The sequence below is a fragment of the Acinetobacter sp. Tol 5 genome, from assembly GCF_019702905.1.
GTDB lineage: Bacteria > Pseudomonadota > Gammaproteobacteria > Pseudomonadales > Moraxellaceae > Acinetobacter > Acinetobacter bereziniae.
Genome location: NZ_AP024708.1, coordinates 2,473,629 through 2,494,521, shown reverse-complemented (window position 1 = coordinate 2,494,521; position 20,893 = coordinate 2,473,629). Strand labels below are relative to the sequence as shown.

The following is a 20,893-nucleotide window of genomic DNA, read 5'->3' as shown; positions in this document are numbered from 1 at the left end:
GTTATAACTATAAGAAGCGAATCGAAAATTGTCTGAGCATTTCTACAGGTCCTTCAAGAATTAAAATGTCTTTTTCCTGTAAAATTGTGCCAGGTGCAATATCATAGAGAACATGAGATCCACGTTGTAACAATAAAGTGGTGAGTTCTGGGGTATTTTCCATGACAGTTTGAAACTGAGCGCCTTGTAAGTTCGCACCAATTTCAATTTTTACGATATAACGATCATTATTGAGCGCCATATAGCGTCTGACCATCGGATAACTTAAAGACTGGGCAACACGGATTCCCATATCTTCTTCAGGGTGAATGATTTTACTGATTCCCAAATGCGATAAAATCATGTGGTGGGATTTAGATTTGGCTTTGACAAAAATCTTTTCAATACCCAGGTTTTTGAGATGGAGCACGCACAAAATACTGGCTTCAATATCTTCTCCAATTGCAACTACAACAGCATCGCAATTTTTGATATTGAGTTCATCTAAAACATGTTCATCTGTTGCATCTGCAATGACGGCATGACTGATTTTATCTGCAATGTTTTCTACATTTTTCTTTAATGTATCAATACCAATCACATCATGGTTTAAGTTGGTGAGTTCAAGCGCAACAGCTTCACCAAAACTACCTAAACCGATAACAGCGAACTGCGCCATTCTACAAAATCCTTATCTCAGCACTGAAATTGTGTGAGCATTATCATCTTCAATTTTTATATATTTTATATTTAAAGTATTCAATCGCCAATCTCGAAACCTTGAATATAAACTGATATATGTAAATAAAACCTGAATTATGTCATAAAACCTTCAAATGAGTTAGCTATGCTCAGTCAAGGTATACAAAATTGATCTTCATCAAGATTTAGTTCTTTAAGTAAGTATAAGAAAATGGACGATAAAAAAATTTATAAAATACTCCAACATTGGTTCCCTGAATTGAAGCAAAGGGATATACCAAAAAAGAAGTATCGTAAAAGTTTTGAAGAGTTTCTGAATTGGATGGCTGCTGAAAAATTCGGCGGTCGTTTTCGTGCGTATTTGATGAAAATAGATCGCATGGAATTTCATGAAAATCAGATTGAGCGAAGTGCGGTATTTCATGAATATGCCGTTGATGGTCTAGGTATTCAAAGTACCATTCGTCAAAGAGCTCAACCTTTATTTGATCATTATGAATTGCATAAAGATGTTATTGGACGTTATTATAATGTGCAAGATCAAGTCTATGATATTGTATTTGAAGAAATATTAACCGAAGCAAAACAACATCAGCATGAGTTGCTTCTGATCTACGCTGAAGATTATTATTGGTTAATTGTTCCCAACCATGAGCATAAAATTGAAAAATTCTGTAAACATTTTAATAAACAATTTCATGATGAAGATGTCAGTATAGAGCACTATGCATTATTTGATTGTTCTAGATCGACTTGAGGTTTAAATTTGCTTTTCACTACGCTAACAATAATATGATGAGAGATTATAATGCCACATAAAATATACCCACTTCTTCAAGCAACTGTTGCTGAATTAAAGACACAACCCATTCCTGTAGACAATGAATTCGATTCTTTTGATGAATGGATCAATGAACAGCATGATTTCCTACATTATTTTGAATTAAAAGATTATTATGATAATGGAATTGAAGATAACTTTTATTTTAAAAAGCATAATGTTGACACTGAACAATTGCAAAATGAAATTGAAAGTGCCGTTGGGGAACTCTTTGAACAATTTGAAGATGCTGATGATGTTTCATTTGAAGACCAAATGGATGTGATGGAACGTACAGAGGAAATTATTTTTGATGCGATTAAAAAAGTAGCCAACCAACACCAGTTATCATTATTAGTGGTTTATCGAGAGAATCCATATTGGATGTTGCTACCTACGCAAGATGAACATCAATTAATTCAAATTGCAGATGCTTTTAATGAGGCATTTAATGATGATGGTGATTTAAATATGGTCGTATATTGAGTATAGGTCGCTTTATTGTATGATTGTTTTAAATATTTGATCTATACGTTTTAACTTCTTAAAACCCTTTCGACTATTAAAAAGTGAACTGCGTGAAATTATAGCGATATTGATAGTTCTATCTTGCATTGCAAAAGAAGGAGATTGAGTAACTATTTTTGCTGAATGACGGTTCGGGAAAGAGTGATGAATCAAGCAAGTCTATTATTTTTATAAAATGGATATAAATAGCCCGTAAAGTATTACGGGCTATTTATAGGTTTCATTAAATTTATTTCAAGAAACGTTGATAACCGAGATTATTGGTAATTTCTTGGTATGGATAATTGATATTTTCCAAAGTCTCAATTAAACCATCTGGGTTTTGTACGGCATCTTCTGCATCCAAGCCAACCAGAACACGACCTTCAGCTGCACCATGATTACGATAATGGAATAAGCTGATGTTATGTGTAGGACCCAAACGTTCAAGGAAAGTCAATAATGCGCCTGGGCGTTCAGGGAATTCAACTCGGAATAAACGTTCATTGGCAATATCTGCATGACCACCAATCAAATAACGAATATGCAGTTTTGCGACTTCATCATCAGATAGATCATCAACATCATAATGAACTTTCAATGCTTCATAGATGTCATGGCGTTCTTTTTCACCAAATTTCAAACTAATACCGACAAAAACCTGAGCTGCTGAAGCATCACTTGCGCGATAGTTAAATTCAGTGATATTACGACCTTGTAAAGCACGACAGAAGTTAAGGAAAGAACCTTTTTCTTCAGGGATCGTAACTGCAAAAATCGCTTCTTTACGTTCACCTAATTCAGTTCTTTCAGCAATATAGCGTAAGCGGTCAAAGTTCATGTTTGCACCACAAACAATTGACACCATGTTCTTACCTTCAAGCCCATGCATTTCTACATATTTTTTGATACCTGCCAAAGCCATTGCACCAGAAGGTTCTACGATACTGCGACATTCGTCATAAGTATCTTTAATCGCTGTACAGATTTCATCGGTGTTGACTAAAACAACCTCTGGCTCAACAATTGGTCCTGAAAGATCAGATTTTTGTAATTGAATCACTTCAAATGGTTTCTCACCAATTTGAGCCACAGCTGTGCCATCAGCGAATAAACCAACAGAAGGTAAAATCACGCGTTCTTTAGCTTCTAAAGCGGCTTTTAGACAGGCAGATTCATCATATTCTACAGGGATGACTTTGACATGTGGTGCGACATCTCCCAGATACGCTGCTACACCTGCAATAAGACCACCACCACCAACCGCAACGAATACATATTCAACATCGCGCCATTGACGTAAAATTTCATTGGCTATCGTTCCTTGCCCAGCCATCACCAGTTCATCATCATAAGGTGGAATAAAGGTCATTCCTTCATCTGCTGCACGTTGAATTGCATATTTATTGGCAACATCAAAAGAATCGCCGTGGAGAACCACTTCACCACCCAAACGTTTAACGGCTTGTACTTTAATATCGGGTGTGGTTTTGGGCATCACAATAATGGCGCGAATACCTAACTTTTGACCAGATAAAGCCACGCCTTGTGCATGGTTACCCGCAGAAGCAGTAATAACGCCACGTTCCAACTGAGATTTCGGTAATTGGCTGATACGGTTATAAGCACCGCGCAGCTTGAAAGAAAAGACAGGTTGTAAGTCTTCGCGTTTGAAGCGAATGTTATTGTTTAGTTTTTCACTAATTCGTGGCGCTGCTTCGAGTGGGGTTTCGATTGCAACGTCATAGACCGTTGCCTGTAATATTTGTCGAACCAAACGAGACAGCATGTTAATTTTCCATCTAACAGTTTAAAATGAGCATCCATTGTAACAAACCGTTGCACCTTTGCGTTTTAAAATTATGCAAAATGTGCAGGAAATTGAAATTTAATTGAGAGATGTCATGAGCCTTTATGCAACCCAGGATGAGAAAAAACAAGCTGCAGCCCAAGCCGCTTTAAAACACTTACCAAAAGGGGGCATTTTGGGTGTGGGAACTGGAAGTACAGTCAATTTTTTGATTGAGCTTTTGCCTCAACTTCAACTTGAAGCTGCGGTAGCAAGTTCTGAGGCGACTGCGCAACGCCTTAAAAAGTTAGGAATTGAGGTGGTTGATATGAACCATGTCGGTGGTTTAGATGCCTATGTGGATGGTGCGGATGAAATTGATCGTCATATGCATATGATCAAAGGTGGTGGTGCTGCACTGACACGCGAGAAAATTGTTGCTTCAATTGCAAAAAAGTTTGTATGTATTGTCGATGATTCAAAATGGGTTGAGCAATTAGGACGTGAATTTCCGTTACCAATTGAAGTGATTCCTATGGCACGCTCAGCAGTTGCACGCAAAATCGTCTCTTTAGGGGGTGATCCGACTTATCGTGAGGGTGTTGTTACTGATAACGGTAATGTGATTTTAGATGTTTTTAATTTGAATATTTTAAATGCGCTTGAATTGGAAAAGACCATCAACGATATTCCAGGTGTTGTATGCAACGGGATTTTTGCAATCAATAAAGCTGATGTTGCCATCGTTGCAACCAATAATGGTATTGAAGAGCGTACAGCGATCTAAATATTAGTTCTATTCCTGTTAAACCCTTCTTGGAGAAGGGTTTTCTTTCTTCTAGGGCATTGGGGTAAATTAAATTTAGAGTTATATGACAGCCACACTTCCTGAAATTAAAATTACTCATCATGCACGTGCCACACGTTTACGTTTACGTGTTGAACCATCTCAAATTCGATTAACTGTGCCCAAGTTTTGTACTCAACGTCAAATTGATGATTTTTTAAAACAGTCAGAACAATGGGTGATCGAAACATGGCAAAAACAGCAACAACATATTTCGCTTGTTGACCGAAGTTTACCATCTACATTGAAACTATTTAATCTGCAACAACCACTCAAGATTATTTATCAAAAGCAAAGGCAAGCCTATGTTTTTGATGAGCAATCACTTACCATTTTGATCAGTGATCATCAAGCTGAAGTTTATTTAAAAAAATTTGTAATTCATTATGCTCAACAGCATTTGCCCAAGTACTTACAACAAATCAGTGAACAAACAGGTTTAAAGTATAAACAGTGTACAATTAGACAACCTAAAACCCGTTGGGGAAGTTGTACTTCTCGACATGACATTATGTTGAATAGCGCATTGGTATTGTGTGATTTACAGATCACACGCTATGTATGCATACACGAATTAGCGCATACTCGATATTTTGATCACAGCCCTACATTTTGGTCAGAAGTTTCGAAATATGATCCGAATTATAAGCAACATCGTCAAATTTTAAAAAATGGAACTTTACCTTGGTGGTGGAGCTGATCCAATCGTAAAATAAAGTGTAAATTTTAAAAAAATAGCGTTGGAAAATAACATGGCAATAAAAAGAATCGTCAGTAATATTCAGGCTTTTGACCTGACCTTGGCACAAACATTTTATGCTGACTTTCTAGGCATGGATTTAGTCATGGATCATGGGTGGATCAAAACCTATGCCAATTATGAAATGATGCACCCTCAAATTAGCATTGCATCACAAGGTGGAAACTCAACAGTTGTACCTGATTTTTCAATCGAGGTAGATAATGTCGATGAACTGTATCAGCAGGCAGTGGAGTTGAATTTGATCATCACGTACGCGTTGACTCAGGAAGAATGGGGCGTAAAGCGTTTTTATGTCAAAGACCCATTTGGAAAAATCATCAATATATTGCAACATATTGAATCTTAGATTTATAAAATGATAATAGGATAGGTGTTCAATGCAATGGAACAAATTGGTCCCAGAACTAATCGTAAAAGATTTGCATAAAAGTTATCAGTTTTGGGTGGAACTTTTGGGCTTTACTGTTATGTATCAGCGAAAAGAAGAACAATTTATCTATCTTGATCTGGATGGTGTACAGTTTATGCTGGAACAACAACAGGAAGGGCAATGGCTTACAGCACAGTTAGATTATCCATTGGGACGAGGGATAAACTTTCAAATCGAAGTTGAACAGCTTGATGAGATTTTAAGTCGTTTAACTTTGGCTCAATGGTCACTGTTCAGTGAGTTGGAAGAATGCTGGTATCGTGCAGATGATGTAGAGCATGGTCAAAAACAATTTTTAGTCCAAGATCCAGATGGCTATTTATTACGTATTGTTGAGGTGCTTGGGGAAAGACCAATTTAACTTGATAAAGAGTGAAATGCCATAAAAAAGATGCTTGGAACGATGATGAAGATCCGATATTTTCAACCACAAGATATGCTGCCATTGAGTGAACTTTTTTTAGAGAGTCGAAAGAAGAGTTGGTCATGGCTGGATTCTTCGAAATGGCAACTTGGAGATTTTGAGGTATCTACGCAAAATGAAATAGTTCTCGTTGCTGAAAATAATCAACAATATTTGGGCTTTGCTTCTATTTATCTTCAAGATAATTTTTTACACCATCTCTTTGTTGCTCCAAGTGTACAAAATCAAGGCGTAGGCAGCACTTTGTTAGCGTCGGCAGAAAAACTGTTTAATGACACAGGCTATCTCAAATGTTTATCTGAGAATAAAACTGCGCTGGCTTTTTATAAACACCATGATTGGAAAGTAGTCAGTACAGGTGAAAGTGATGATGGCGCTTATGTATTGATGTCTAAAGAAAAAATTATAAAGTAGTCCTATTCACCCATTGTTTAATTTTATTGACTATTTGTTCGGGTTGCTTAATCCAAGCACTATGTTGATTTCCCTTGATGGTTTGGGTGAGATCTAAAGTTTCGACAATTGGCTGTTTGAAATAATGACTTAAACCCAACATCGATGACATTGGTGCAAAGTCATCATCCTTTAGAGCAATAAATAAGGCTGCATTTTCAACAATCTTTTGCTGAGTGATGATGTGTTTATAATTTCCTGTAAAGACAACTTTTGACCAATCTCGCATTAAAGATTTGGCTTCTCGATTGCCAAAGGCAATTTTATACCCAGCAAAATAACCATCTTTTAAAATCATGGCATTGATAACACTAACCGCTTTTAAAATATTGATTTTGCCTTTTAAGTCCCAGTTTTTTAGCCCGATATTGCCTGTTGCTATACCAATAACTGTATTGTCATGGCTTTGGGCATACAATGTCGCCAAATGCCCACCTAAACTATGACCCAATAAAATAGGTGATTGAAGATTTGCGTCTAAGGCAACCTGTTCAAGTTGTGGAATAAAATCACGAATAAGATCGGCATAACCATAGTCAATTTGAGCAGATACATGAGGTGTGTTGCGTCCACAATATGGATAATCTGCAACAACGAGATTAAAACCATGATTTGTGAGCAAAGAAATTAACTTTTCGTATTTATTTATAGCTACGCCTAAAGCAGCCAATATAATAATGGTGTGTTTATTTTGTGGGTGAAAATAAAGCTCAACAAGGATAGGATGTTGTTGAAAATATATCGTTTTTTTTGTTAAGGTGTTATTCAACATTTGATTATTCCTTAAAAATATTGAGCTGAATCATATAGGGCAATCCTAATCTAGAAACCAAAGCTGTGCGGGATTGAGGATGATTAAGCGATTCCTTATGTAAAAGTTTTTTGAAATGCGAATTAAATTGAGTTCGAGGATGCTGTATCAACACATCTTCAGCATATGTTTTTGAGAATCGTGCATAATCAGTGCCAATCACATCGCATGAAGTCGCTTGTTGTAGCAAGAGAGCCTCTATCGGTAAATCTTGATTAGATTCATCTAAATACCCATTCATATGTAGACAAATAGCTTCAGAAATAATCTTTGTTCTTGATGCATCATACTGATGTTTTAGACATAAATTTTCCGAACGTAAGGCGCTTTGATAAGTAAAGCAGTTACATGAATATTGATCCAAATGCTCAACTAAACCTAAATCGTGCATTAAGCAGGCAATGACAAAACTCTCTTGGTCAAAATGCCAGTCTTTGCTATGTGCTATACCGACTCCCCAAAAAAAGCTACGCCAGGAATGGTGGAAAATTACTCGATCTTGTGTGTTTTCTAGCTCAGCCATTGCCTCTTTAACCATAGGTGTATCAGGGATTTGAACATCGTGTAATGCAAAATGAGTATGATTAACATGAGACTGTATAAAGGTTTTGGCGTACTTATACGTGGTTGGAAGTAAAGTCTGTTTGAGCAGGTTGATTTTTTCTTTAAAGCTTAGACTTCCTTGGTTGATTTCCATCCATTTTCGGGATCCGATCATAACAAGTTATTCCTATTGTTAATAATTAGAGTAATTGCTCTAATTTATTCTCTCTGAATTTATTGAGGAATACAAGAAGCTTTAAATCAATAGTGAGTGAAGCTGAGCTTTGTTCCTCGCGTGGATAAGCAACTTCTAATGGTTTTTGAATATAGCTGATGATATAAAATAGATGAGTTGTCTGATTAGAATAGGATAGGATTGAATCAAAGGCGCGATAAAAAGAGTATAAAATTTAGGTTTTCATCACATGAAGTAAATGAAACTCTTAAAAACAAATCAAATTACAAAATAATATGACTATTTTTAAGCATTAATTGGGCGTGTATAAAAAAATACTCTAAACTTGTCGACTTTCCGATATTTCCTATTTCTTATCATAAAGATATCAGACGTGAATTTTGCAGATACTCATTACTTTATTTTAATTGTACCCATCTGCCTGATATTAATGGGTAGTTTACTTCTGATTTGCCACTTCTTTTTTAAAGCGCCTACATATTTATTTTGGTTGGGGATTGGTTATATTGTGCCGTCATTTTCTTTGGCTTCACAAAGTTTTATGACCAACCAACAGTTGACATTAACAGCACCACTTTTAGGCTGTTTCTATTTACTCGGAGCTTGGGCAAGTGCTTATGCCATGGCATTACGCAAAGATGGAAACGCTCACAATCTATTGGCATTTGCTTTAATTGCTTTAACACTGCCGTTCATGATTTACTTTTCATATGTTGATGAACAGCTTTGGATTAGAATGCTGATTTTAAATCTAGCCATTGCGACGATTGAGTCTTTGGTTTTGCCCTCACTTTTTAAAGATTATCAGCATCGTGACTGGCTTAATAAATTAGTAGATTATTCTTATCTTTTCATTGTTTTATATACTTTTTCCCGTAGCGTTATTGTTTACTTTTGTCTGCGTAATATTCAATCGAATATGCTTGTAGATTCTGCTTGGTGGCTCATGATGTTAGCTGCAAGTATTCTGTTGAGCTTATGGTTTGCGATTATTGTTGTTGGAACACTGGTTCGGGATATCATTTTAAAATTGAATGATGATCGTTCAAGAGATCCACTGACACATTTGCTTAATCGCCGTGGGTTCTATGATGCTGCAAAAACAAGCTTAATTGATTTATCTCAAACACAATATTTTGTATTGATGTGTGATGTTGATCATTTTAAAAAAATTAATGACACCCATGGGCATTTGATTGGTGATCAAATTTTACAGAGAGTCAGTGATTTGGTCAGTCAAAATGTTGGAGAAGAAGACTTGGTCGGGCGTTTTGGAGGAGAAGAATTCATTGTTCTATTACAGGCTGCCGATACTGAACTTGCCTATAAAATTGCTGAGAAAATACGTATAAGTATTGAAAAGGAGGTTTTTTCTTCTAAAAATATCTTATTAACAGCCAGTTTCGGGCTGGTTCAGTTACAGTATCGAAATTTAGCACTCGGTATAGAATCTGCAGATAAATGCTTATATGCCGCCAAACGTGCTGGTCGTAATTGTATTATCCAGGGCTAATGAATGCACGGATAATTAGAAATTAAGATTTGCAATGATATTAAAAATGATAAAAACCAAGTAAAACAGTTTAGAAAGCATAAACTTCCTGTCATACTACTGTCCAACAGAATGGATACTTTTAAATCGAGGTAAAAAACGTGATTTCAGTGGGTATTGTCGGTGGAACGGGTTATACAGGCGTTGAATTGTTGCGTCTTTTACTGCGACATCCAAATGTTCAAGTGAATGTACTGACATCGCGTACTGAAGATGGTCGTCGAGTAGATGATATGTTTCCTAGTTTACGTGGACATACGACACTTCACTATTCAGATTTAAAAATTGATGAACTAAAAAAATGTGATGTAGTATTTTTCGCGACACCGCATGGTGTTGCAATGCAACATGCCAAAGAGTTATTAGCATCAAACACCAAAGTTATTGATTTAGCAGCTGATTTTCGTTTGCAGAATTTAGCTCAATTTGAAAAATGGTACGGTATGCAGCATGCTTGCCCCGACATTTTAAAAGATTCAGTATACGGTTTGTCTGAGCTTAATCGTGAACAAATTAAACAAGCCAAGGTGGTTGGGAATCCGGGTTGTTATCCTACAACTGTACAACTGGGTTTAGCGCCTTTGTTCAAACAAGCTGCAACATTGGTTAAACCTGAAAGTATTATTATTGATGCAAAATCGGGTGTTTCTGGTGCGGGACGTAAAGCCAGTCTAGGCATGATCTATTCTGAAAATGCCGATAACTTCAAGGCTTATGGGGTTGCAGGACATCGACATCATCCGGAGATTGTCGAAGCACTTGAAAATATTTCAGGTCAACAAGGTGTATTTGATCACATCCTCTTTGTACCTCATCTGGTGCCGATGATTCGTGGTATGCTCAGTACAATTTATATTGATCTGACTGATGAAGGTGAGCAGGCTGATTTACAAACACTTTATGAGCAGTTTTATGCTGATGAAGCCTTTGTAGATGTAATGCCAGCCAACAGTTCACCAGAAACACGTTCAGTACGTGGTGCAAACCAATTAAGAATTGCGTTGTACAAACCTCAACCGAAAAAGTTGATTGTATTATCGGTGCAAGATAATTTAGTTAAAGGGGCTGCAGGTCAGGCAGTACAAAATATGAATTTAATGTTTGGTTTTGCTGAAGATGCTGGTTTACAAGGTATCGGATTATTACCATAAAAAACGCTTTATAACTTCACACACATTTAACTTTGCGGTTAAATGTGTGTTTTGATGCGATCAATACTTTAGAGATGACGATGCAGAACACAGAAACAAATACCGCGTCACAACCAGCTCAAACACCAAAAAAAGCTTTTCTAAAAGGCAATATGCCGTTGGTGATCGGGGGTGTCGTATTATGTGCGGGTAGTGTACTTTTAGGCTATACAGTTGGACACCGCCAAGGACTGACGGTTGTTGGTTTTGATGCAGACGCAGAACAATTGGTAGAAGTGGTTAAACAACAAAAAACGACACTGGCTACGTTAAATAAAAACTTAAATGCGACTGTACAAGAACGTGATGTGGCTGTTTCTAATGCCAATGATTTATTAGAAGCATTGAATAAAGCCAATGCAGAAAAATCACAAGTCGACGTGATGAGTGCAATTTACCGTGAAGTGTTAAAACAACGCGGTGGTTTAAGTTTAACGATTCAAAATCTTGCGGTTAAACCTTTGCCTGAAAATGCTTATGAATATCAACTTGATTTGATTCAAGTGAGTCCAAGACGTGCAACAGGTACAGTGGAAATTCGCTTAATTAGTGGTACAGAAGTGTTGACTGTGCCAATGAGTGATGCGAACTACAATTTTACGGATTATGAGCGTTTAACAGGTCGCTGGACGATGCCGAAAGGTTTCAACCCACAATTTATCGAAGTGCGTTTAAATGGTGCTACGCCAGTCATTAAGCGATTCAGTTGGTCACGCGGAAAGGCTGTGGACAGTGCAGCCGCATTTGCTGCTGAGGTACCTCAAGCAGAAGCCAATTCTCAATAAATCATAAGTATTTTGGAAAATATGCGAACTAATAAGCGTCAAATGAGTTTAAATGAAGTGAAATCATCGTTCCGTGATTCAGGATATGTAGATTGGCATTTGAATATTCGTGCAAGCCAATCTGAAGATCCTCATCACGAACAGGGGGATGTTGCTGTCCAAACAGCGCCCCCTGAAGTAAAAAGACCACCGATGTATTCAGTCGTTTTACTAAACGATGACTATACGCCAATGGACTTTGTTATTGAAATTTTACAACAATACTTTGCTTTGAATCTTGACCAAGCCACTCAAGTAATGTTAACAGTACATTATGAAGGCAAAGGTGAAGCTGGCGTATATCCGAGAGATATTGCGGAAACAAAAGCCAACCAAGTAAATAACTACGCTCGATCTCAAGGTCATCCATTACTTTGTCAGATTGAGCCAAAAGAATAAGGGGGTTTCATGCTCAGTCGTCAATTAGAAGTTTCACTCCGTTTGGCTGTTAGCATGGCTCGTCAAAAGAGACATGAGTTTCTTACGGTTGAACATTTATTATTAGCTTTACTCGATAACGACTCAGCGGTAAATGCTTTGAAAGCATGTGGTGCTGAAATTATCAGTTTGCGTAAAGAATTAGAGGAGTATGTTGAGCAACATACGCCTAAACTCGGAGAAAACAACGACCAAGCCCCTCATCCAACTGAAAGTTTTGATCGTATATTGCAACGTGCAATTTTCCATGTTCAATCGAGTGGTGGTGATCGTACTGTAGAAGGTGCGGATGTTTTGGTTGCAATGTACTCTGAACGTGACTCTTTTGCTGTGTATTTGCTCAAACGTCATCAAATCAATCGTTTAACGCTGACTCAATATTTATCGCATGGTGCGCGTAAAGAAGAGATTCAGGTTGAAGAAGAATCTGATGATCTTGAAGGTGAATCAAGCGCTTCAGCAAATGCTGGTCCACTTGAGCTATATACCTTAAATTTGAATATTGAAGCGCAAAAAGGTAAAACTGATCCTTTAATTGGTCGTGAAAAAGAAATTGAGCGTGCTGCTCAAATCCTTTGCCGTCGTCGGAAAAATAACCCTTTATTGGTCGGTGACCCTGGTGTGGGTAAAACTTCAATTGCTGAAGGTCTTGCTTGGTTAATCGTGAATGGTAAAGCGCCTAAACCACTTGCCAATGCTGAAGTGTTTAGTCTAGACATAGGGGCTTTAGTTGCAGGTACTAAATATCGTGGTGACTTTGAGAAACGTTTAAAACAACTACTGAACGCTTTGAAAAAGAAACCCGATGCGATTTTGTTTATTGACGAAATACATATGATTATTGGCGCTGGCTCAAGTATGGGCAGCACGATGGATGCATCCAATTTGATCAAACCTGCATTGGCAAATGGGACTTTACGTTGCATTGGTTCAACGACTTTCCAAGAATATCGTCAAGTTTTTGAAAAAGATCATGCTTTATCACGTCGTTTCCAAAAAATTGATGTGAATGAGCCTTCTATCTCAGAGACAATCGATATTCTACGTGGGTTGAAAAGCAAATTTGAAGATTTTCATCATGTCAAATATGAAGATTCAGCTTTAGTGTCAGCGGTTGAGCTTTCTGCTAAATTTATCAATGATCGTTTCTTACCTGACAAAGCGATTGATGTGATTGATGAAGCAGGTGCGCAACGCCGTTTGAAAGCAGAACAAGATGATACATTGATCACGGTTGAAAATATCGAAGATATTATTTCTAAGATTGCACGTATCCCGCCTAAAACTGTTTCTAAAGATGATAAATCTGTATTGGAATATTTGGAGCGTGATCTTAAGCGTGTTGTATTTGGTCAAGATGAAGCGATTAGTGCATTAGCATCTGCGATTAAATTGTCACGTGCTGGTTTAAAAGCACCAGATAAACCAGTCGGTAGTTTTGTGTTTGCTGGTCCTACAGGTGTGGGTAAAACCGAAGTCACCAAACAATTGGCAAAATTACTCGGTGTTGAACTTGTGCGTTTCGACATGTCTGAATATATGGAACGTCATGCGGTATCTCGATTGATCGGTGCGCCTCCTGGTTATGTGGGTTATGACCAAGGTGGTTTGCTGACGGATGCCATCCATAAAAATCCGCATTGCGTATTGTTATTGGATGAAATTGAAAAAGCGCATCCAGATGTATTCAATTTGTTATTACAAGTCATGGATCATGGGGCCTTAACTGATAATAATGGGCGTAAGTCTGATTTCCGCAATGTGATTATTGTGCTTACCACCAATATTGGAGCCGAAAGTATTTCTCGTACCAGTATTGGATTTACAGAGCAAGACAACAGTAATGACAATCAGGAAGCAATGAAGCGTGCATTTGCTCCAGAATTCCGAAATCGTTTAGATGGCGTGATTCAGTTTAAAGCTTTACCAACAACCGTGATTGAATCTGTAGTAGATAAGTTCTTAACTGAGCTTCAAGCACAGCTTGATGACAAGAAAGTTGTACTTGAAGTTGATCAATCTGCGCGTGATTGGATGGCTGAAAATGGTTATGACCGTTTGATGGGCGCTCGTCCGATGCAACGTTTAATTCAAGAACATCTGAAGAAACCGCTTGCTGAAATGATCCTCTTCGGTGAGCTAGCAGATCATGGCGGTAATGTCGCAGTGTCTGTGAAAAAAGAGAATGGCAAAGCTGTTGGCTTAACACTTGAGGTTTTTGAAGACCAAACTGCTGAACCAGCATAATGATAGATGATGTTTATCGTTATTGATCTAGAAGATAACCCGCATTGATTGCGGGTTATTTTTTATTTGAATAATCAGTTTCTACAATATTCATATTTTTCAGCCATGTTAAGAATAATGTTGGCCATTGCGTTGTTTCTGTCTTTGCCTTTCCTAAACCCCAGCCATGTCCACCATTTTTAAATAAATGTAATTCATAAGGGATTTTGTTTTTATCTAAAGCCATTTGCATATCTAAACTATGTTGAACAGGTGCAATGCGATCATCAAGCGCATGTGCTAAAAATATTGGAGGAGTATGTTGATTCACCTGTAAATTGACTGAAAAAAATGCTTGTTTCACTGAATCATGATTTTTACCCATTAAACTTTTATAAGCATGCGTATGATCTAAGGGGGCTTGCATACTAATCACAGGATAAAGTAATGCGACAAAGTTGGGTTGAGTTGAGACTTGATCGATTGAATCATGGAGTGTTGAAAATTGATGTGACGATTGGGTAGCAAGCATACCTGCTAAATGCCCGCCAGCAGAAAACCCCAATACACCAATTTTTTCAGGATCAATATGGAATTGTTCTGCTTGTGAACGAATTATTTGAATGGCTCTTTGTCCATCTTGAAATGGTACAAGCGCATCGTTGTTATCTTGATTGGGCAATCGATAAACCAATTCAAAAACAGTAAAACCGTGTTGTTGTAGATACTCTGATGTAGGTGTACTTTCTTTGGCAAGTTCTTCTCGGGCATATCCACCACCGCTGATCGTCATAACTGCAACATGGTTATTATATTTTGGTGTATATACGTTGAGATAGGGGGAGTCAATGTGGCTGACTGCACCATGTTTAATAACTGTATTTGGATTTTGTGTTGTGATGGATGTGTTTGTCCAAAGCGGAAGCTTAAATGTTGCTGCTTTAGTTTGTTGGTTGAAAAACAAGATCAGTAAGAAACCACATAACGTATAGTGGATGTTCATTTAAGACGCCAAGATTTTAGAGATTATTATTTTATCGTATTTGTTAGCGTATAAAATAATCGATGGATGCTTTAATGTAAGATTTTCTTTTTTTTGTTCAACATAGGCAATAGTTGAATACTAAAAATTGAATCAGTCATCAAGGAAAATAAATTTATTGCAGATATTCTGTGAAAATCACCTATACTTTTACAATATCAATTACGCTTGAGTAGAAATGGATATTGCATTTAATAAACTGTTCACCACGATTTTATTATTTTTAGTCACGGCAGTTGCTGAAATTCTAGGTTGTTATTTTCCTTATCTCATTTTAAATCAAAACAAAAGCCATTGGTTATGGATACCTACTGCCTTAAGCTTAGCCGTATTTGTTTGGCTTTTAACTTTACATCCAGCAGCATCTGGGCGGATTTATGCAGCATATGGCGGAATCTATATTTTTTCGGCCTTAATGTGGCTGAGATTTGTTGATCAAGTTAGTCTCAGCCGTTGGGATTTACTTGGAGGATGTATCGTCATCATCGGAGCTTTGGTGATTATTTTACAGCCACAAGGGTTGATTCGTTAAAGACGTCCCGAATAGTTTCAATTTAAGATTTAGATTTTAGATTAATGCGAACCCAATATTTCTAACTGAGTTATTTTACAAACTTCAGGTAATGCTTTCCGGTATTCTTGATAATCTTGAGTATATTTTTTAAACCATTTTTGATATTCAGGGTTCAATCTTAAATTTGCTAGATTGGGCTCATCTTCAAAAGAAGAAGGTTCAGTGCTGTTCTCATCTGAAAATTCTAATTGCTTTAAATACGAGAGTGCTTTTGCGGGTTGATTCAATAAGGCATAAAATTCAGCTAAAAATTCATTTTCACGCTGAGTATGCTTACAATTTTTATTGACCACTGTTTCAATTTTTTGTTGATTATCCCTTAACCATCTTTCAGCTGCTTTGGGGTTCTCTCTATTCAAGCCTTGGTAGTATTGCTGCGCAAGAATGATAAAGTTTCCAGAGTCAAAGGCTTGTTCAGGATTGGATAGATACTCAAATAAAGGCTTTTTGAGGATGTTCACTAAACGTTTCTGTTCTTCTATATCTCGATGATACTTGTATAGCAACATTAATTTATCACTTAATACAGCATAATAGTTCCTTTGATATTCTTCATCGTCAGGTTCAATTTGAATCAAGGTTTCAAACAATTGCTCCGCTTTAAGTAAATAAGTTAAACGAGGAGTTGGATCACTATTTTTTCGATAATATACAGACATTTGTGCATAGAAAAGTCCAAAATTATTCAATGCAATGGCATCTTTCGGGTCACGTTTCTTTAATGCAAGATAGGCTTGTTCTGTGAGTTCTTGAATAGGATGAGACTGTTCTGTGCAATGTTGATCAAGTAAATATTCAGCATAGCCAGAAGTAATGATCGCATAATTGTGTAAATAGACTGAATCGTTATAATTAATCTCTTCAGCTTTGAATAATTGTTGCACAGTGGGCTGTGATTTTTTGATTTGAGCTTTGATCTGAGGTTCTAGTTTGGCTAGTTTTTTATTTCCCAAAACCTGATCACTTAAATTTTCAATGGTTTCAATATCATTGTCACTGATCTCAGCGTAGGCGATTGTGCAACTCAATGATAATAATAATAAGAGATTTTTTATTTTCAAGATGAATTCTTCACGTTTATATTATTACAAATAATTGTATAGAAGCTCAGTTAAAACAGCAAAATTTGTTGTATTTGAATTAAAAAAGCATCCAGTAAACTGAATGCTTTTTATCGGTCATCCATGACTATTGAATAGGTGGATGCTGTAATTGGTTTAACTCTTTTTTACTGAAACCTCTTGAGATCAGTACTTTCTTAATTCCAGTAATCACATCTTGATCTGTAGTGTTCATCAACGCGGATAAGAGTTGATCATTGGATTTACAAGAGCAATCATTTTCAACACATGCAATCTGATTTTTATGTTCATTTTGCACAGTATCTTTAGCCATAAACAGCTTTTGCCAAAAACTCATAGAGCCTTCATACGCAACCTAACATAGTTCGAAATATAGACGTTTTTTTATAAAATTCAAGATGGCTGCTAAGGTAAATGGTCGAGTTATAGACTAAATTTGCCAATCATTGAAAATTTTCTAAGTTGCTTTTTTGAATTTAAATATAAGGAAATATGATATGTTATTGATATAAATAAATATTATTAAGAAATAAAAATGCCATGAAATCTGTCATGGCATGTCATGGTTGTAATAAATTGTTTAAATCTTTTTAAGCAAAACCCCAGATTCAACATGATGGGTGTAGGGGAATTGATCAAACATTGCAAATTTAACAATTTTATGGGTCTTTGTGAGGGTTTCCAGATTGCTGTAAAGTGTATCTGGATTACATGAGATATAAAGAATCGTCTCGAAACCTTGCAATAATTTTAGCGTGTCGTCATCAATCCCTGCACGAGGCGGATCGACAAAAACCGTATCAAATTGATAGCTTTGCACATCAATTTCTGCTTCTTGCAAACGACGGAATTCACGTTCACCATTATAAGCTTGGGTAAATTCTTCAGCAGATAGTCGTGCTACTTGAATATTATCAATCTTGTTTTGCTCAATATTCCATTGCGCTGCATAAACAGAAGACTTCGCTAACTCAGTTGCCAAAACACGATTAAAATTTAATGACAATGGAAGGGTGAAGTTACCATTACCACAATAGAGTTCAAGCAAGTCTTGATTGTCGCCATTCACTGCTTGGCAAGCCCACTGCAACATTTTTTGGCAAACTTGCGCATTAGGTTGAGTAAAACTACTTTCGATTTGTTTATACTGAAATTTTCTTTCAAATACCTGCAATTCTTCAACAACAAACTCATCGCTCAATACTAATTTTTGACCGCGGCTACGTCCAATAATTTTAATATTGAGTTTCTCAGCCAATTGTTTTGCTAAAACTTCCCATTCTTCATTCAAAGGTGCACGATAAATTAATGAGACCAGCATTTCGCCTTTCAGTGTTGCAAGAAAGTGCACTTCGAAAAGACGTTTGGATAAGATCGGATTGGCTTTTAGTTCAGCCAATAAAATTGGCATAAGTTGATTGATACTAAGATCTGCTATAGGAAATTCATCAATACGTGCAACTGTTTTTTGTTGATTTTCATCCCGTTCAAACATGGCATAGAACATATCGTCTTCTGTATGCCAAATACGAAATTCTGCACGCATACGAAAGTTTTGTTCCGGTGAAGCAAAAACTTCAAGTGATGGTGGATTAAATTCAGCAAACTGCGTTTGAATACGTTCAATTTTGGCATCAAGTTGTTGTTGATAAGATGAAGTCATATAAATCAGAAAAACGTTGGAATTAAGCAGTGATGATGGTATCAAAAATAGCTATAGATGGACACCAAATAACAGCCCATCTTACTTAATTTATTCTGCCTATTAGATCAGACCCCGTGGATCATTTATTTCCAACACAGGAGTGAAATGCGAACTAACGATTGCTAAGGTGTTCAACCAAATAGTCAATAAACACCCTTACAGCAGGGAGTAAACCACGGCGTGAAGGATAAACTGCGTGAAAAATACCATGAGGTGCTTTCCAATCTGGCAATACACGGACCAATTCACCTGATGCAACAAAATCATTGGCAATCGTATCTGGAAGAAGTGCAATCCCACAGTTTTGACTGGCTAATTTTGCCAGCATCATCAAATCTGATCCCATAAGAACAGGATTGACTTTAATTTTTTTCTGTTGGTTCTGACCATCATGCAAAATCATTTGCTGATCCAAATGTTCATCGACCATACTTAAAATACGATGTTCAGTTAAATCTTCTGGTTTTTTTAGCATCCCAAATTCATTTAAGTAGGCTTGGCTTGCAAGAAGATGTTGCTCAATATTACCAAATTTTCTTAATACTAAACTTGGGTCATCATCTAAATTTGCACGTACGCGCAAAGCAAGATCAAAGCCTTCATTGATAATATCGACGCGGCGGTTACTGACCAACAGTTGAACTTTAATTTCAGGGTAGGCTTTTAAGAAAGCAGGTAAAATTTTGGATAATTCACTTTGGGCAACAGTAACGGGTACACTGACTTTAATCAGTCCTCGTGGTTGTTCGCTGAGATGATCGACCAAATCATGTGCAGATTGAGCTGCATTGATCATAACTTGCGCGTGGCGATATATGTTCATACCAATATCAGTCACAGCAAAATGACGAGAACTACGCTGAATCAGACGAACGCCTAATTTTTCTTCAAGATTATAGACTCGACGACTCAGCTTAGACTTTGGAATATCGGTCGCACGTTCAGCAGCGCTAAACCCGCCATGTTCAACCACCAAACCAAAACAGTAAAAATCATCCAAATCAGTCAGCATGTGCCATTCCATTAATACAACAATCTGGCATTTTTAACCTTAATTGTTGCATTGAGTCAATTGTGAAAAACAAAGAGTTTAAGCTGTACCCGCCATCAGAATAAATTGAACCTGTTTATATTCTTCCAATCTTAAAAGATCTTTGGTCGTTGGATGCGGAATACGAGAAAGATCCATATTGTCTGCCACATCAGCTAATTTGACAATTCTTGCAATTGGATTTTTTACAGCACGATAAGCCGCTTCGATACGTGATTCATTTTCTTTTTTGGTCAAGGCAAGGATGGCATCAACAATTTCTTGACTAAAACCAAGGGAAATTAAATCGACCACAGTTGTATCAGTGTCTTCTAAAATATCATGCAATACAGCCACAATCTGCTGTTCAGAAGTTTTAACTTTAAACATTAATCTCAATGGATGGAAAATGTAGGGTTGTTGTCCTTTATCTTTTTGACCTGCGTGTTTACGAGCTGCTAAAGCAATCGCTTTTTCAATCGTTGACATAGTATCCTTATCTATCTTTTCTGTATTTATAAAAGGTTTTACCCCACAATTTTGAACCTGCGATAGCATCGTCTAAATTCAGTGTTTAATTTTGCTAACTGGTTTAAAATACAATTTTATTTTGTTCTAAAGCGTATGCCATTTCAACTGATCACTCTAGAAAATTCTCAAGAAAATGTTACATGCCCCCATTGCAGACATCCAGTTATTGATTGGAATGAAGAGCAATATCTTCAACCTTGTGAACATACTTTGTTTATTGCGATGGATTTAGGTTTTGAATATATCTCAGATGCGTTTGAACAGACAATGCAACGCAGTGTGGATGAAATTCATCAACATGATGATCAAGGGCTTAACATCTTCAATGAATTGAGTCAAAGTACCTATGCAGATTATATCATTTTCAAAACCAGCCTAGGTGCCGTCGGTGCTCAAGAAATTTATCGCTATATCGGCTTTAGGGCTTAATCTAAA

The 20,893-nt window shown here is 36.9% G+C and carries 24 protein-coding genes; 14 read left to right on the top strand and 10 right to left on the bottom strand.

Translation table 11 applies throughout. The features are described from left to right. Nucleotides 1-7: 7 nt before the first annotated feature. Nucleotides 8-658: a potassium channel family protein gene (locus tag TOL5_RS11705; protein WP_004830966.1), complete on the bottom strand. Its 651-nt coding sequence runs from the start codon at nt 656-658 to the stop codon at nt 8-10. 234 nt (nt 659-892) lie between these two features. Here TOL5_RS11705 and TOL5_RS11700 point away from each other — a divergent pair, with 234 nt between their 5' ends. Further along, complete coding sequence (locus tag TOL5_RS11700) at nt 893-1,438, top strand: hypothetical protein (RefSeq protein ID WP_004830964.1); 546 nt, start codon at nt 893-895, stop codon at nt 1,436-1,438. 51 nt (nt 1,439-1,489) lie between these two features. Then, nucleotides 1,490-1,987, top strand: coding sequence for a hypothetical protein (locus TOL5_RS11695; protein ID WP_151780765.1), 498 nt, complete (start codon nt 1,490-1,492; stop codon nt 1,985-1,987). Between the two features lie 271 nt (nt 1,988-2,258). Here TOL5_RS11695 and ilvA read toward each other — a convergent pair whose 3' ends face one another. Beyond that, nucleotides 2,259-3,797 carry a threonine ammonia-lyase, biosynthetic gene (ilvA, locus tag TOL5_RS11690; RefSeq protein WP_004830962.1) on the bottom strand — a complete coding sequence of 513 codons (1,539 nt, stop codon included), beginning with the start codon at nt 3,795-3,797 and terminating at the stop codon, nt 2,259-2,261. A 115-nt stretch (nt 3,798-3,912) separates the two neighbouring features. Between ilvA and rpiA the strand changes: the two genes are divergently transcribed. From rpiA to TOL5_RS11665, 5 genes are all read left to right on the top strand, one after another. Then, nucleotides 3,913-4,584, top strand: coding sequence for a ribose-5-phosphate isomerase RpiA (gene rpiA / locus TOL5_RS11685; RefSeq protein ID WP_004830961.1), 672 nt, complete (start codon nt 3,913-3,915; stop codon nt 4,582-4,584). An 85-nt stretch (nt 4,585-4,669) separates the two neighbouring features. Continuing rightward, the gene (locus tag TOL5_RS11680; protein WP_151780764.1) at nt 4,670-5,344 is read left to right on the top strand and encodes a M48 family metallopeptidase; all 675 of its coding nucleotides are present in this window, start codon (nt 4,670-4,672) and stop codon (nt 5,342-5,344) included. A 52-nt stretch (nt 5,345-5,396) separates the two neighbouring features. Further along, entirely contained in the window at nt 5,397-5,753 is a 357-nt protein-coding gene (locus TOL5_RS11675) for a glyoxalase superfamily protein (protein WP_009586657.1), read from the top strand. 31 nt (nt 5,754-5,784) lie between these two features. Beyond that, nucleotides 5,785-6,198: a bleomycin resistance protein gene (locus TOL5_RS11670; protein ID WP_151780763.1), complete on the top strand. Its 414-nt coding sequence runs from the start codon at nt 5,785-5,787 to the stop codon at nt 6,196-6,198. Between the two features lie 42 nt (nt 6,199-6,240). Then, entirely contained in the window at nt 6,241-6,675 is a 435-nt protein-coding gene (locus tag TOL5_RS11665) for a GNAT family N-acetyltransferase (protein WP_228288679.1), read from the top strand. Here TOL5_RS11665 and TOL5_RS11660 read toward each other — a convergent pair. Beyond that, nucleotides 6,665-7,486: an alpha/beta fold hydrolase gene (locus TOL5_RS11660; RefSeq protein ID WP_042087192.1), complete on the bottom strand. Its 822-nt coding sequence runs from the start codon at nt 7,484-7,486 to the stop codon at nt 6,665-6,667. The two genes, TOL5_RS11665 and TOL5_RS11660, sit on opposite strands and share 11 nt — an antisense overlap. Before the next feature lie 4 nt (nt 7,487-7,490). Next, a complete protein-coding gene (locus tag TOL5_RS11655; RefSeq protein WP_151780762.1) occupies nt 7,491-8,243 on the bottom strand; it encodes a hypothetical protein in 753 nt (250 codons plus the stop codon). A 451-nt stretch (nt 8,244-8,694) separates the two neighbouring features. Between TOL5_RS11655 and TOL5_RS11650 the strand changes: the two genes are divergently transcribed. From TOL5_RS11650 to clpA, 5 genes are all read left to right on the top strand, one after another. Continuing rightward, nucleotides 8,695-9,777, top strand: coding sequence for a sensor domain-containing diguanylate cyclase (locus TOL5_RS11650; RefSeq protein WP_221260721.1), 1,083 nt, complete (start codon nt 8,695-8,697; stop codon nt 9,775-9,777). A 140-nt stretch (nt 9,778-9,917) separates the two neighbouring features. Then, nucleotides 9,918-10,967: an N-acetyl-gamma-glutamyl-phosphate reductase gene (argC, locus tag TOL5_RS11645; protein WP_004830953.1), complete on the top strand. Its 1,050-nt coding sequence runs from the start codon at nt 9,918-9,920 to the stop codon at nt 10,965-10,967. 80 nt (nt 10,968-11,047) lie between these two features. Next, nucleotides 11,048-11,791 (top strand): DUF6776 family protein, encoded by a 744-nt coding sequence (locus tag TOL5_RS11640; RefSeq protein WP_151780761.1) that lies wholly within the window; start codon nt 11,048-11,050, stop codon nt 11,789-11,791. A 21-nt stretch (nt 11,792-11,812) separates the two neighbouring features. Next, on the top strand, nt 11,813-12,229 hold the full coding sequence (gene clpS / locus TOL5_RS11635; protein ID WP_151780760.1) for an ATP-dependent Clp protease adapter ClpS: 417 nt from the start codon (nt 11,813-11,815) through the stop codon (nt 12,227-12,229). 9 nt (nt 12,230-12,238) lie between these two features. Further along, nucleotides 12,239-14,515, top strand: a complete 2,277-nt coding sequence (gene clpA / locus TOL5_RS11630) for an ATP-dependent Clp protease ATP-binding subunit ClpA (RefSeq protein WP_004830949.1) — start codon at nt 12,239-12,241, stop codon at nt 14,513-14,515. Nucleotides 14,516-14,570: 55 nt separating this feature from the next. Here the strand turns inward: clpA and TOL5_RS11625 are convergent, their stop codons facing one another. After that, nucleotides 14,571-15,497, bottom strand: coding sequence for an alpha/beta hydrolase (locus TOL5_RS11625; RefSeq protein ID WP_199995706.1), 927 nt, complete (start codon nt 15,495-15,497; stop codon nt 14,571-14,573). 217 nt (nt 15,498-15,714) lie between these two features. Here TOL5_RS11625 and TOL5_RS11620 point away from each other — a divergent pair, with 217 nt between their 5' ends. Next, a complete protein-coding gene (locus TOL5_RS11620; RefSeq protein WP_009585019.1) occupies nt 15,715-16,068 on the top strand; it encodes a YnfA family protein in 354 nt (117 codons plus the stop codon). Nucleotides 16,069-16,109: 41 nt separating this feature from the next. Here the strand turns inward: TOL5_RS11620 and TOL5_RS11615 are convergent, their stop codons facing one another. The 5 genes from TOL5_RS11615 to TOL5_RS11595 all read right to left on the bottom strand — a co-directional run bounded on the left by TOL5_RS11615 (nt 16,110) and on the right by TOL5_RS11595 (nt 20,416). After that, nucleotides 16,110-17,171 (bottom strand): tetratricopeptide repeat protein, encoded by a 1,062-nt coding sequence (locus TOL5_RS11615; RefSeq protein ID WP_199995705.1) that lies wholly within the window; start codon nt 17,169-17,171, stop codon nt 16,110-16,112. A gap of 127 nt (nt 17,172-17,298) precedes the next feature. Next, the gene (locus tag TOL5_RS11610; RefSeq protein ID WP_004830945.1) at nt 17,299-17,529 is read right to left on the bottom strand and encodes a hypothetical protein; all 231 of its coding nucleotides are present in this window, start codon (nt 17,527-17,529) and stop codon (nt 17,299-17,301) included. A gap of 243 nt (nt 17,530-17,772) precedes the next feature. Beyond that, nucleotides 17,773-18,855 (bottom strand): tRNA (uridine(54)-C5)-methyltransferase TrmA, encoded by a 1,083-nt coding sequence (gene trmA / locus TOL5_RS11605; RefSeq protein ID WP_009584982.1) that lies wholly within the window; start codon nt 18,853-18,855, stop codon nt 17,773-17,775. Nucleotides 18,856-19,009: 154 nt separating this feature from the next. Next, nucleotides 19,010-19,909, bottom strand: coding sequence for a LysR family transcriptional regulator (locus TOL5_RS11600; protein ID WP_199995704.1), 900 nt, complete (start codon nt 19,907-19,909; stop codon nt 19,010-19,012). 78 nt (nt 19,910-19,987) lie between these two features. Beyond that, nucleotides 19,988-20,416, bottom strand: a complete 429-nt coding sequence (locus TOL5_RS11595; RefSeq protein ID WP_004830942.1) for an HD domain-containing protein — start codon at nt 20,414-20,416, stop codon at nt 19,988-19,990. Nucleotides 20,417-20,551: 135 nt separating this feature from the next. On the opposite strand from TOL5_RS11595, the gene TOL5_RS11590 reads away from it, so the two are divergent. Further along, nucleotides 20,552-20,887: a hypothetical protein gene (locus TOL5_RS11590; protein WP_199995703.1), complete on the top strand. Its 336-nt coding sequence runs from the start codon at nt 20,552-20,554 to the stop codon at nt 20,885-20,887. The last annotated feature ends 6 nt before the right edge of the window (nt 20,888-20,893 follow it).